The sequence below is a fragment of the Solirubrobacter deserti genome, assembly GCF_027587175.1.
Taxonomy (GTDB): Bacteria; Actinomycetota; Thermoleophilia; order Solirubrobacterales; family Solirubrobacteraceae; genus Solirubrobacter; species Solirubrobacter deserti.
In genome coordinates this window covers 17,029-29,968 of the sequence record NZ_JAPCID010000025.1, presented here as the reverse complement: position 1 = coordinate 29,968, position 12,940 = coordinate 17,029, and the positions used below count along the sequence as shown (strand labels likewise).

The following is a 12,940-nucleotide window of genomic DNA, read 5'->3' as shown; positions in this document are numbered from 1 at the left end:
ATAACCCGCCTACGCGCGCACAGCGTGAGAAGCTTCCTGCGTGTCGATAGTTGAGCGCTACTGGGCTGGGGTACTTCAACGTCTGCGCGCAGAGGTGGAAGTCCTCTCGGAACTTGTCCGCCATGCCGGCGAGCGAGGGCGCGCCAACGAGCTTGCTTTGGCGCGCATCCTTGAGGCGTTTCTGCCGTCCAGGTGGCAGGTTGGAAGTGGCCTGCTGATCGACAGCCACGGCCGCTACTCCGCGCAGATGGACATCGTGATCCAGGAGCGGTCGGACGAACCGGCGATCTTCGCGCAGGCCACCGAGCTGCTGTACCCCGTCGAGACCGTCGTGGCATCGATCGAGGTCAAGACGACGCTGTCCACGCCCGACGTTACGAAGGACTTCAGGGAGAAGAAGGCCAAGCTCGCCGAGCTCGAGCCGGTTACCGGGACCCGGCCGCTCTTCGCGCTGCTCGCGTACGACTGCGAGCCATCTCCGAAGACCCTGGCCGGGCATCTCCGGTCTCATGAATCGACGGACGCACCAGACCTTGCTTGTGTGCTGAACCTGTGCATGCTCGCGGGCACGGCGACCGTATTCGCGAGCGAGGAGTACACCGTCGGGAACTGCCTCCTTCAGGAGCGCGACGCCGCAGGCGCATGGACTGGCGCGTATATCGAGGCCGAGAAGGGCGAGAAGGAACGGGCGGTTGGCGGCATGATCTACCCCGTCGTCCGCCACAGCGACGGGAAGCGGTATCTGGGCGACCCGGGGCGCACGCTGCTGCTGTTCGTTGAAGCGTTAGTGCGCGCGGGCGCCGAAGCGCGCGGGGCGTCCGCCCCGACATTGAGCGCCTACCTCAGCGACGACGCGCGAGCTCTCCATGCGGTCGAGGCGCAGGGCGACCTACAGACCGACTTCATCTAGGAAGTCGGCCGCGGAGATGCAGCGGATGCCCTCCGCTGCGCACGCTGCGGCGAGCGACATCCGGCCGGGTTTCTCGCCGAAGTCCTCGGTGACTATGCAGCACGGCGTGGAGGGGCTGCCGAGTCGACGGGCCTGCGCTAGCACGGCCGGCAGGCAGGTCTCGCGCGCCGTGTTCGGGTCGACGAGCTCCGGGTAGGCGTCTTGAACGTCCTGCTTCTCCGTCCACGGCACCGCTGGTTCGAAGAGGGACGCCTTCACGGCCACGGTCCACGTCAGGCTGTGGTCGCCGTCGTAGGACTGCCGCATATCGGCGATCACGTCGTTGGCGAACGTCACTGACCCGCCGGTTACGAGGTCCGTGAGGTGATCGAGGATGTTGTTCACCGGCCGCAGCGCAAACACTTCCGCCACGGCGCGTGCCTCCAGGACGTAGATCACGCTGCCGTGGGCTCACCGCGCGCGAGCGTGCGCCAGTCGTTGAGCTGTGCCGCAGGGATCTCGAGGTAGTCCAAGACATCGTGCGATGACAGGAGCCGACGCGATTCCGCTTCGAGCATCAACGACGAGAATGCGGCGCCAAGCTGTCGGTATTGGCGGACTGCGGTGCGCTCCCTGGGGCCGCTGTCGTCGTCCCGTGGCACGGGAAGATCCGTCGCGGCGTGGACCATCGCGAACAGGTTCCCCACGCCGAGTCCGGCGAGCTGGAGTCGGTATGCGGTGCCGCGCTGGCTCAATCGGAAGCGATTGGCCACACGTGCGACCTGGGTAACGGTCGAGACTGTCTCTACGCCCAGTTCCCTCTGGATGAATCGGCGGGTCGCATCCTCGGGCAACAGCAGGTTCCCGGCGACGGCCTCGCACCACGCCTCGAGCTGATTGCCGCCAACGGTCGTCATGCACATCGCTTCGGTCCGTGTCGCTAGATGCACGAGCTCGTGCACGTAGGAGAACAGCCGCGCCGCGGGAATGTACGTGCGGTTGACCGCGATCACGGGAGAGAGCGGGTCGGGCAGAGAGAACCCGCGACAGCCGTCCTTGCCCATCCGCAAGTGCAGGACGAGGACACCGCGTTCTTCCAGCCGGGTGCGCATCTCGTTCAATGCCTCGTACTGATTCCGGGCGGTGAACTGCACCTGCTCCGACCAGTCGAGCCAGGCACGCAGAGTCTTGGCGGCCTCCGCTGGGTCGCTAAGCGCCTCCAGGGTCGGCACCGCGGCGTGCTGCTCGTCGTGCTCGGTGCGCTCCAGGATCCAGTGCGCGACGGTCTGAACGCGACGTGCGGAACGTACGGCGGCGGACTCCTCGCGGGTGATTGTTCGGCCGAGAGTCGAGCCAGCCGGATGCCGGAAGGACGGCGGCACGCCGGCCGCCGGTGGCTGCGCGAGAAGCAACGTGGAGGTGGAGCGCTTGACGTGCGTCGCGATCCCACGGAACTGCGTCGTCGTCGGCTGCTCGGTCCCCGCCAGCCACGCATCCACCTTCGCGACATCGACCTTCAGGGCGTTGGCCAATCCGCGGCGGGACACGCCCGCTTCGTCCATCGCCCACTGAAGGACTACCGGCCGGATCGGGACGAGTTCGCCGCGCGCCACGCCGGTGAGGATACGCCGCCCGGTCGGACGTCAAGCCGGACCGCGCGCAACGGCCTTGGCTGTGCACTCGTAGCGCCCGACGTCTTCACACACTGGCACGGTTCCGACAAGGCGCCATTGGCGGAACCGCCGGCACCGCGGACGGCTGACAACGCGATTCGGCGGTGTTCGAGGTGGCCGTCCGGTGGTTCCGACAAGATGCTTAGGTGCAGTCGCCGGCCAGGTGGGGAGCTGGGGCAGGTCCTGGCTGACCGTGCGGCGTTCGAACCACTCGCCCTCGGCCCCGTGTATGCGCGATCTAGCGCTTCCCGATCGTGGGCACCCGGACGTGTCACCGAACGCCGTGGCGCCCTTCGCGGGCCGCATCGCCGAAATCGCGGAAGGTGACGTGGAAGCTGGAGGCGCGACGGCGATCGATCGAACATCCTTCGTTGCGGACCTACGGCTGCGCGGCGTGTCACCGGGCGAGTTCTCCAGGACGACGCACCGCGTTCGATGAACCTTTCGGCAACAAAGCCCTGCCCGTGCGGGGCGGGGCGTGGGACCGTCCGCATGTCCTCTCCGGCACTCGCAGGTTCGGAGTCGTCGCCGCCCCGGTCGGGTTCTATGCCTGCGCCGGAGCTTCGGCGAGCGCCGCCTCGTTGGCGTTCAGCATCGGCCCGCCGATTCGCTCCCAGCTCAGTTCGTTCGGATGCCAGTTGCGACCGTCCCAAGCTTTGTGGAGCACGTGGTTCTGCGGGTCGAGTCCGAAGATATCGAGGCGGTCGCGTCCCCACGAAACCGCCGACGGTGCGGACGAGAACTCGCCGCCGAGCTCATGCCACTCGTACTGCGACTTGTACCAGTGCGGTCCGCCCGCCCAAGCCTTGTGCAGCATCTGCCCGGAGGTCCCGACGGCAAAAATGTCGAGCCGGTCGGGCGCCCACGATGCGACCGACGGCGCGCTCGAGAAGCTGCCGCCGATGTCTTCCCAGTCGGCGTCGCCGCTGGGCAGCTCGGACGGCCACCAGACCCCGTTGACGTACGCGCGATGGAGCATCCGCCGGTTCTCTCCCACGACAAAGACATCGAGCCGGCCAGGACCCCAGGACACCGCGGCCGGCGAGCTCAAGAAGCGCCCGCCCCAGTCATCCCATCTGGTCTGCGACGGACCCCAGCCGTTCGTCCGCGACCACCACTTGTGCTGCATCTGCCCCAGGTGCCCCAGAGCGAAGACGTCCAGACGGCCGGGACCCCAGGACACCGCGGCTGGCTCGCCGATCGTCCTGCCGAAGAGCAACCGCCACTCCTCGCCCGGCGGGTCCCACTCCTTGCCGCCGTACCACGCTTTGTGCTTGATGTGGCCCCCACCGGCTCGGGCGAAGATGTCGAGCCGGTTCTGTCCCCACGACGTCACAGCGGGGGCGGTCCAGAACGTCCCGCCCAGCGCATTCCACTCGGGGTGCGGCCACCAGTCCGGCCCGCCCACCCAGGCCTTGTGCAGAAGCTGGTGTTGCGTCTCGGGGGGATCCAGGCGCCGACGGCCGACGCCGAACAGATCCAGCCGCCCTCGGCCCCACGAGACGACCGTGAGCAAGTAGGCGAACTGGGATCGCGCAGGCCGCCCGTGCCATTCCAGTTCACGCGGCTCCCATTGACTCGGCTGCCACGTTTTCTGAAGCGCGCCCTTGTTGATCGGGTGGACAGCCCAAATGTCCAACCGTTCGGGCCCCCAGGCGGTGACGGCCAGCGCTCGACGCATCATCGGCGCAGCGTCTCAAATGTGCGGCGACCACGCCGCCGGGCTGTCCGCGCAAGCCGGGCCGGTCCGCGCGGTGACGCGTCGCACCTGGGTTCTGAGCGGCCCGCGCCAACGGTTCGCCCCGGAGATGCGCGTTCGTGACCGTTCCGCGGACGCGACGGGCGATCGCTACTCGCCGGGTCCGGTCGTGCCCGCCTCGACGGCTTGGTCCTGCGCAACGTGACCGGCAGGAGTCGGCGGATGAAGGCGGCGCGCTTCTCGTTCTTGAGCCGGGGCTGGTTGGTCCACTTGCCGTCGGCGATCGTCTCATGGGCGAGGAGGTACTCCGCGTCTGTCTTCCACTTCGAAGTCTTCTTCGGCTTCGTCGGGTTCGGCGTTGCTGCCGTGACCTCGCGCTCCGGAGTGTCCCCAACCAGGACCTCGACGCAGTTGTGTTCGGCCGATTGGCCGCTTGCCGTCCCCATGCCGATGGTTGGTCCCGACTGCCTCAGCTGGTGTGCGATGCACCCGCGCCGGTGGCCCGCCCGGCGAATCCGTTTGCGCGCCGCCGTCTCTCAGCGGGCTTAAGGAGTGACGAGATAGCTTGCTAGGCGCCGCCTGAGTCCTCATCAGCGCGCGTCCGGCCGCCGGAAGGAGCGTTGAAATGGCATACGTAGGGCAAGACGAGGCGTTCGCAACCCCGCAGGGGTCCTCGGTTGGGCAAGGGCCGGTGATCCCGAGCCCTTGTCGGCCGCTGTTTGACCGAGAGTCGCTGGCGAACCACCTGAGGCTGTCGACAGACACGATCGACCGGCTCGTCAAGGCGGGGCGGCTGCCATGCGTACGCATCGGAAGCCAGGTGCGCTTCACGAACGACGATGTCGAGGCGTTCATCGCGAATCATCGCCAACTCGGCCCGGCTGCGTAGTGGCGCCCTCGGATCGACGCCGTTCGTTCAAGCCGCACGGCGTCGCGCGTGTTCGCCAACCCATTCGCGACCGCGAGTCGCGGCTGTGGCGTGCCCGATACGTCGATCTCGATGGAGCGGTTCGGCAAGCAGGGCGCTTTGAACGCAAGGGCGACGCGGTCGCCCATACCGCGACGTTGGTGAGTGAACTCAACCGAACAGGTCCTGGGCGATCGCGTGTGCCGACGCTGGTCGCGTTCCTGGACGAGTGGACGGAGCGGTTCCCGCGTCATCCGAGGACGCAAGCGACCAATCTCGAGCGCATCCGTCGCTACGTGTTGCCGCACCTGGCAACTGCCGGCGAGGTCCCGCTTGACGAACTGCGCCGCGGCGATCTCCGTGACGTCCAGGACGCTCTCCTACGACAGCGGCTAGCCAAAACGACGATCGATGGAGCCTTCTCGGCCCTATCCGCGGTACTTGGGGATGCCGTCGATGTCGAACTGATCGACGCCAACCCTGCCGCGCGCCTTCGCGTGCGAGCAGGTGATCCGCGCCTGGCTCCCTTGCGCGGGCAGGTTCAACGGAGAGCGGTCCCGCCGGCGGAAATTCACGCGTTCATGGCGGAAGTCCCGGGCGACTATCGCGCGGTCTGCTGGGCGCCGGCGCTGACCGGGTGCCGACCCGGCGAGCTATTCGCCATGAACTCTGACGCCCTGGACCTTGACCGCGAGCTGATCTATCTCCATCAGACGGTCGATCGCTACGGCCACCTCATGAACGGCTTGAAGGGCACCCATCACGTTCCCGAACGCGAGAAGCGAGGCCGTTGGACCCTCTGCCCGCGGGCGCTGCTAGCGCTTCATGGTGGCTCGATATCCGGCTTGTCGACGGTCCTGTTTCCTTCGCCGCGAGGCAAGCTCTGGTCAATCCGGAACTTCTATCGGAGCGTCTGGACGCCCGCGCAGGAGCGCGCCGGCGTCGCGTTCACCCTGTATGACCTGCGCCACACCTTCGCGTCCCGGCTGCTGGCAGCCGGGATACCGGCGATCGAGGTTTCAGCGTGGATGGGCCACTCGATCCGAGCCGGCGGCCAGGACATCACCAACACGACGACGCGGGTCTATGCGCACGCTACCGGCGAATACCGCGCTCAGGCGTTGGCGGAACTCTCCGCGCTCGTCAGCCAAGGATCAGCTCCTGCGGACCGGAGTTCGGCTTGAGTCCGTCTGCTCGGCAGGACAGAATCAGCACGGTGCTTCGTTCCTCGCTCGAGTCCTGCGCCCGCTTGAGGAAGCCCGACGCGACCGTTGCGCACGGTTGCGGCGCCGTGCGGGCGCGCAGAAAGGTGACGCAGGCATGAGGCCACGGATCTTCAATGACGCCCTTTGCAGGCGTTTCGAGCCCGTAGCCGCGACTCTGTCACGCCGGAGGTCGCGGGTTCGAGCCCCGTCGCTCCCGTCGCAACGAAGAGCCCTGCATCTGCAGGGCTTTTTTCGTTCCTGGGCTCGGATTCACGCCGCATCCTGCTCGGCCTCCGCGTCCGAATAGCGTCCAAGCCGCTCAGGAACGGCATCAAACGCGTCCAGCAGTTCGCGCTCGTAGGCGTCCGCGCCGGCCACCAGGTGGCCGTACGTGCGGTCGATCATCTTCACGCTCGTACCCATCCGGCGAGCCAGCGTGAAGATGTCGATCCCAGCCGCCAGCGACCACGTCGCGTACGTGTGCCGCAGGTCGTAGATCCGCCGATGCTTGACGCCCGCGGCCTCCAGACTCGGCGTCCAAGAGCGGTTGCGCCAGTTGTTGATGTCGATCCTGCCGCCCTCGGGCGCGGGGAAGAGGATGCCGCGGCGCTTGCCGGGCATCTGCTCCAGCGCAGCCACCGTTCGCGCTCGGAGCGGCACGGCCCGCGTCGAGCCGGCCGTCTTCGCGAAGTCCTTCAGCCGGCCCTTCGAATACGCGCGCTGCACCCGGACATGCGGCGCTCGAGGTCGACGTCGCGCCACTCACCGCCGAACGCCTCCTCGGGCCGGACCCCGGTCCCGCACAGGAACTGGACCAACGCGCCGCCCACCTCGTCGAAGATCGCGTCGATCTCCGCCCAGCTCTCGAACGGATCGATCTCGCCCGGCCAGGGCTCGGGATTCTTGATCAGCGCCGCCGGGTTGTCCTCCAGCCACTTCCAACGCACACCCCCGGCGAGCACCTGACGCAGACTCCTGAGAGACCGGTACCGCTTGCCCTCCGGCAGGCCTTTGCGCCACGCCGCGATCTTGTCGACCCGCAGATCGCGCACCGACTGATCACCGAACGTCGCGAGCGCGGGCTTCATGTTGTCCTTCAGGAACGCCACCGTCGACGGCGCCACGTCGTACTGCTCCAGGTACGCCTCGTAGAGCTGCCGCAGCCTCGCGTTCGGCCGGTAGGAAGCACCGAGCCGCACCTCGCGCAGCAGCTCCTCGAGGACCTGACGCGCCTCCGCCTTGGTCCGGTAGCCCGTCAGCTGCGGGCGGTTGGCCTAGGCGTCGGGGTAGCGTATCGCCCACAGCCCGCTCGGCTGCCGGTAGATCTGCCCCCGCTGACGAGTCATGCCGCCGCGCCTCGCACTCGACCGGCCCACTCCTCTCGGGCCTGCTCGGCAGCCTGGTCGGCGATCCTATTGAAAGCGGCCTCAGCATCGGCTCTCCGACGTCGTCGCGGTGAAACTCGAGATCGGCGCCGGCAGCGACGGTGAGCACGCGGGTCTGCACACGCGTGTCAGTCCATTCGTCGCGCGGGAGCCCGGCGCCCGCCGGCGCGGTACCGACCTCCTCCATCGGCATCCCCATGCGCAGGACCCACGGATCCACCCGTAGGGATCTTGCTGGCTGTGGCCACGTGGGCCCGTGATGTTGCTTTCAGACGTCATCGGTGCTCTTGCGGCGCAGGTCGCTCAACTCGCGGCGGGCGCGTTCGACGGCCTCACCGACCGACCGACTAGGCGTCCTTGGTCTCCGCCGGCGGACGGCGGCCGCCCGGGCGATTTCGTTGCTTGCTGGGCGGAGTCGTCTGCAATGCCGCGGAGGCTTCCACGGCAAGGCCCGAACTACTGCATCGGGGCCCGCCGGCTGGCCGTATTGCGCATGTGCTCATGCGACTCGGCGAACTGATCCGACGTTGAGGCGTAAGGACGGGGCGGGGCGTCGCTCGGGTCCAGACGATTCGTCCCTCAGGCTCTTGGACGGCACCGAGCGTATCTTGGGCGAACTAGGTCCCTGTCAGGCGCTTACCCGCGCGAAAGCTGGGACGCCTAAGCTCGTGGGACGCTCTGGGACCGCCCCTTCGCCCGCTGCGTCTCGCGTCAATCTGAAGGAGCTCAGATAGGAGCACCGATGCTTGACCGACACGAACCGCGCTTGTGCGACGGATGTCGTGCCCCCATGGCCCGACAGTCGGACGACTGCTGGCGCTGCCATGCCGCCAGCCCACGAGCAGCCGCGGGGACGCAGCGCCGGTCCCTGCAAGAAAGCACGATGCACGTCCTCAGCACGCGAGCTCGCAGACGCGCCGACGGTGTCCGCCGCGATCGGCGGCCCGCAACGCGGGAGTCCGGGGTGCGGACGCCGAGAACCAGCGCCTGATGCCGCACTCGAAGTGCCTGCACTGCCGGTCCCGTGTCTGGCACGACAACGTCGCAAGCGGCCGCGCGGCCGATCTGTGTCCCGGTTGCGGCGACGAGCTCGAGGCGGTCACCGACCTCTCCGAGCTCGTCGGCCTCCGGGCGCTCCGAGTGCGCCCCCACCTGACGCATCGACAAACCGCGGACCAGTTCGACCGAATCTCGCGGCAGATCCGCGAGACTGTCGCTGCACAGGACGCGGAGCGCCAGCGACGGATCGACTTCGACGGCCCTTGACGCGGAGGCTGGACAGGCGTCCGCGACCGCTCGGTGCGGCGCCGACCGCAGTGCGCGCAGCCGCCCGAGTGACGTGGCGGTGGGTCGTTGCGACGGTGCCGCCGTGCCCTAACGAGGGCCGTCGGTGGAGACAGACGACGCGCCGGGGCCCTTGGGCGTTGAGGGTGCGAGCCAGAACAGCGCGACCCAGCGGTGAGGTCCGGCATCGTAGTTGAGAAGAAATGCCAGGACGGTCCGTCCGGAGAGGCGCTGAATGATGTCGACGTAGGTGTGGTCGGCGTTGCGTTTGAGGTTCTCGTCGGTACGGCGCAGCTCTGCGGTTCGCCCGAAGTCAGCCAACGGGTCGCCCGGGTCCCCGTAGGTTCCGGCCATGGTGCACGCCAGCAGATCCTCGCCGAGCATGACGGTCTCGGCGGTAGCCGGAAGGTATCCGTGCTCGCGCACATGTAGGCTCAGGATGGCGTCAGAGGCGGCGTCCAGCAACTGCTCGCCGGAGAGCGGGGTGCGAGAGTCAGGCAAGGGCAAGAGGGCCTGCGCAGGTCAGGCATCGCTCGTCGTGGCCGAGTACTTGCGCGGCGGCCGGCGCCTGCCAAAGGAGTTCGCACGAGCCTTGACAGACGAGCGCCCCTGTGGCGAATTCCGGGCCGCCATCGACGGCGGCCAGATGGCGCTGATTGATCGCCAGTCTGGAGCTTGTGTGCCACCAGCCGTTGACGGCGCCGTGCTGATCGAGATAGATCTCAACTCTGGCGCCCGGGGGCATCAGCGTCCCGTCAAACGCATCAGGCGCCCATGCTCGTCGGATCGTGCCGTCCGCACCGTGCGTCCACAGTGCACGAGCATCTGTGTCCATCACCCGAGCGGTGACGATCCGGGCATTGACGGGGTTCCTGAGCGGATCAACCCCATCGATCGGCTCGCGGGCGACGTTCGGTGTGCTGCCGAGAGCACCTGGCAGCACGTCGAGGAGTGCGCGGGTCTCGGCCAAGGCGAACGAGCGTTCAACCTCCGCTGACGCGTCCATCACCACCAGCCGCGACCCCCTCTTGTGCGCCCGGCGCGTCGCGTCGACCAGCAGGCGCCGCCCAGTGCTGTCGACGAACGACACTTCGCGCAGGTTGATCGCTACGAGTCGCGCGTGCTGGAGCGCCGCGTCCAGGACCAGCCGCAGCTGCGGCGCGGTGACCGAGTCCAACCTCCCGGCAGCACGAACGGTCGCGGCGTCCATCCCGGTCGGCGACCAATCGCAGACGAAGCCTGTCGGTCCCCCGGGCCCATCGGACGCACTGTGAGAAGACATTCGAGACTCCAGGTTGCATCGCAAGAAACCGAAGTCCGGTTGGGGTGCCCCGTCCAAAGACCGAACCGCACCACCTAGCCCTCACGAGCACTGTACCGCCGCGTCGAAACACTCCTTTCCGGCTGGCTGACGCCAGCACGGTTGGTGTCGACCATTGCGTTCCAGCCTGCCTGCAAACGCGCCACGACCCTAGCCGGTCGTCAGGTCAAACCTGAACCGATGACCAGGAAAGCCGACGATTGGACGAACGGCCGATCACGCCCTCCGAAACGCACACCTAGCCTGCCTGGCGATGGACCTCGCGAGCTCGGGGGACCGCTCTTGGAGGAGAGCCGGCTCGCGCGGACACACACGCGTAGGAACTCTCGGAGGACTTTGATGTCGGAGAGCATGATGCTCCCCAAGACGCCGCGCTTTCGCGCGAGCGGTAGAGCAGCACAGACGGGGCGGGCCGGGCGGGTGGCGTGCAGCCGGAGCCCGCGGGAGCAGGTGGATCTCGAAGTCGTCGTGCCCGTCTACAACGAAGAGGCGCGGATCGCCGAGACGCTGGAAGCGCTCGTCGCCTACCTCGAGCGGCAGCCGCTGCACTCGTGCGTCGTGGTCGTCGACAACGGCTGCGCCGATCGCACGCTCGATCGCATCGACGAGATCGCGACCACGCGCGTGCCGATCCGGGTCATCGCGTGCGCGAACAAGGGCAAGGGCGCGGCCATCCGCCGCGCCATGGTCAGCACGCGGGCGCGCTGGATCGGCTTCTGCGACGCCGACCTGGCCACGCCGATCGAGACGATCGGCCCGGTCGTCGAGCTGCTGGCCGCCGGCCACCCGATCGTCATCGCCTCGCGCCGCGTCGCGGGCGCGTCCTACGTCACCGCGCAGCCCGTGGTCCGCCGCTTAGGCGGCATGGTCTTCCGGAGCCTCGCCGGGCTGGTCGTGGACGGGATCGCCGACACGCAGTGCGGGTTCAAGTTCTTCGACGCCGACGCGGCGAAGGCGCTGTTCGCGCGCTCGGAGGCCAGCGGCTTCGCGTTCGACGTCGAGATCCTCGCGCTGGCGCGTCGCGACGGCCTGACCATCACCGAGGTCCCCGTCGCCTGGACGGATATCGACGGCTCCTCGCTGAACCCGTTCGTCGACGGCCCGCGGGCGGTCCGCGAGCTGATGAACGTCCGCTCCCGCCTGGCCACCCTTCCGGCATGACGGCGCTCGACAGGTTCGACGGCGCACGTGTCGTCGTCTGCAACTGGCGTGACCTCAAGCACCCGAGCAAGGGCGGCGCGGAGGTGTTCTGCCATCAGGTGGCCGAGCACTTCGCGCGCGCCGGCGCGCAGGTCGACCTGCTGACCGCGGGCTCGGAAGGCAACGCCGCGCAGGAGACGATGAACGGCGTCCGGATCCACCGGCTCGGCAACGCGCTGACGGTGTACCCGCGCGCGCTGCTGTGGATCCTGCGCCGCCGCCAGTCGATCGACGCGGTCATCGATTGCCAGAACGGCATTCCCTTCTTCACGCCGCTGGCGGCCGCCAAGCGGACCCCGATCGTGTGCGTGATCCACCACGTGCATCAGCAGCAGTTCGGCCTCTACCTCCCGCGGCCCGCGGCCTGGCTCGCACGGCAGCTGGAGGGCCGCTTCACGCGCCGCGTGTACGGTCGCCGCGCGTTCGCGGTCGTGTCGCCGTCCACGCGCACCGACGCGCGCCGCGTGCTGCAGCTGCGCGGCTCGATCCACGTCACGCCGAGCGGGATCGAGCGCCCCGACCGCCCGGCGCAGCAGCGCGCGGCCGCGCCGCGGCTCGTGTCCGTCGGCCGCCTCGTCCCGCACAAGCGCGTCGAGATCCTGCTCGAGGCGCTGCCCGAGGTCCGCGCCGCGCTGCCCGGGGTGCGCCTCGACGTCGTCGGCGACGGCCCGGCTCGCCCGGCACTCGAGCAGCGCGCGTCCGAGCTCGGCGTCGATGACATCGTCACCTTCCACGGCTTCGTCTCCGAGCAGGAGCGGCGCCGTCTGGTCGCGGACGCGTGGGCGACCGCGATCACCTCGACGTCGGAGGGCTGGGGCCTGACCGTGATCGAGGCCGCGGCGCTCGGCGTGCCCGCCGTGGGCCTCGACGTGCCCGGCGTGCGCGACTCGATCCGCCACGACGAGACGGGCTGGTTGGTCCGCGACCCCAGCGCGCTGGCGCCGGCCCTCGTGCAGGCGCTCGAGCGCATGGGCGACCCCGAGCGGCGCGCGCGGATCTCCGAGCGCGCCGAGCGCTGGGCGGCCGGCTTCTCGTGGCTGACGACGTCCGACCTGCTCGCCCGCTGCCTGCTGGCCGAGCGCGATCGCCTCGGCCGTGCCGGCGCCGACCGGCGCGGGGGCTCCGACGTCGGCATCCGGATCGAGATCCCGCGCCATCGCGTGGACCTCGAGCAGGTCGCGCGGGTCGCCCGCCGGACGGACCGCTGGACGGCGGACGCGCGCGCCGTCACGGTGCTGCTGCCGGGTGCGGACGAGACGACCGCGACGGCCGTCCTGCACCGGCTCGGCCTCCCGCCGGAGGATGTGATGATGCAGGTCGCGCGTCCGCTCGACTTCATGCTGGGCAACGACCTCGTCGTCGTCTGACGCTGTGGCC

At 68.7% G+C, this 12,940-nt stretch carries 12 protein-coding genes; 5 read left to right on the top strand and 7 right to left on the bottom strand.

All coding sequences use genetic code 11. The features are described 5' to 3' along the window. Window positions 1-40 precede the first annotated feature (40 nt). Window positions 41-910: a DUF6602 domain-containing protein gene (locus tag OJ962_RS17960; RefSeq protein ID WP_202958043.1), complete on the top strand. Its 870-nt coding sequence runs from the start codon at window positions 41-43 to the stop codon at window positions 908-910. On the opposite strand, the gene OJ962_RS17955 is transcribed toward OJ962_RS17960, so the two are convergent. From OJ962_RS17955 to OJ962_RS17945, 3 genes are all read right to left on the bottom strand, one after another. After that, a complete protein-coding gene (locus tag OJ962_RS17955) occupies window positions 890-1,348 on the bottom strand; it encodes a hypothetical protein (protein ID WP_270006509.1) in 459 nt (152 codons plus the stop codon). The two genes, OJ962_RS17960 and OJ962_RS17955, sit on opposite strands and share 21 nt — an antisense overlap. Continuing rightward, entirely contained in the window at window positions 1,345-2,502 is a 1,158-nt protein-coding gene (locus OJ962_RS17950) for an ImmA/IrrE family metallo-endopeptidase (protein ID WP_202958045.1), read from the bottom strand. Before OJ962_RS17950 ends, OJ962_RS17955 begins: the two co-directional genes overlap by 4 nt. Window positions 2,503-3,106: 604 nt before the next feature. After that, entirely contained in the window at window positions 3,107-4,243 is a 1,137-nt protein-coding gene (locus OJ962_RS17945; protein WP_202958047.1) for a hypothetical protein, read from the bottom strand. Window positions 4,244-4,886: 643 nt separating this feature from the next. On the opposite strand from OJ962_RS17945, the gene OJ962_RS34450 reads away from it, so the two are divergent. Both OJ962_RS34450 and OJ962_RS17940 read left to right on the top strand, forming a co-directional pair. Continuing rightward, window positions 4,887-5,150 carry a helix-turn-helix domain-containing protein gene (locus OJ962_RS34450; RefSeq protein WP_407697518.1) on the top strand — a complete coding sequence of 88 codons (264 nt, stop codon included), beginning with the start codon at window positions 4,887-4,889 and terminating at the stop codon, window positions 5,148-5,150. A 218-nt stretch (window positions 5,151-5,368) separates the two neighbouring features. Beyond that, window positions 5,369-6,352, top strand: a complete 984-nt coding sequence (locus tag OJ962_RS17940) for a tyrosine-type recombinase/integrase (RefSeq protein ID WP_202958050.1) — start codon at window positions 5,369-5,371, stop codon at window positions 6,350-6,352. A 291-nt stretch (window positions 6,353-6,643) separates the two neighbouring features. Here OJ962_RS17940 and OJ962_RS17935 read toward each other — a convergent pair whose 3' ends face one another. From OJ962_RS17935 to OJ962_RS17920, 4 genes are all read right to left on the bottom strand, one after another. Further along, a complete protein-coding gene (locus tag OJ962_RS17935) occupies window positions 6,644-7,099 on the bottom strand; it encodes a site-specific integrase (protein WP_202958051.1) in 456 nt (151 codons plus the stop codon). Further along, window positions 7,069-7,572, bottom strand: a complete 504-nt coding sequence (locus OJ962_RS17930) for a tyrosine-type recombinase/integrase (RefSeq protein ID WP_202958052.1) — start codon at window positions 7,570-7,572, stop codon at window positions 7,069-7,071. The genes OJ962_RS17935 and OJ962_RS17930 overlap by 31 nt, the downstream gene beginning before the upstream one ends. 1,560 nt (window positions 7,573-9,132) lie before the next feature. Then, window positions 9,133-9,543 carry a hypothetical protein gene (locus OJ962_RS17925; protein ID WP_202958054.1) on the bottom strand — a complete coding sequence of 137 codons (411 nt, stop codon included), beginning with the start codon at window positions 9,541-9,543 and terminating at the stop codon, window positions 9,133-9,135. Beyond that, window positions 9,536-10,252 (bottom strand): STAS domain-containing protein, encoded by a 717-nt coding sequence (locus OJ962_RS17920; RefSeq protein WP_202958055.1) that lies wholly within the window; start codon window positions 10,250-10,252, stop codon window positions 9,536-9,538. The genes OJ962_RS17925 and OJ962_RS17920 overlap by 8 nt, the downstream gene beginning before the upstream one ends. A gap of 561 nt (window positions 10,253-10,813) precedes the next feature. Here OJ962_RS17920 and OJ962_RS17915 point away from each other — a divergent pair. After that, window positions 10,814-11,524: a glycosyltransferase gene (locus tag OJ962_RS17915; RefSeq protein ID WP_270006508.1), complete on the top strand. Its 711-nt coding sequence runs from the start codon at window positions 10,814-10,816 to the stop codon at window positions 11,522-11,524. Continuing rightward, window positions 11,521-12,930 (top strand): glycosyltransferase family 4 protein, encoded by a 1,410-nt coding sequence (locus tag OJ962_RS17910; protein WP_202958057.1) that lies wholly within the window; start codon window positions 11,521-11,523, stop codon window positions 12,928-12,930. Before OJ962_RS17915 ends, OJ962_RS17910 begins: the two co-directional genes overlap by 4 nt. The last annotated feature ends 10 nt before the right edge of the window (window positions 12,931-12,940 follow it).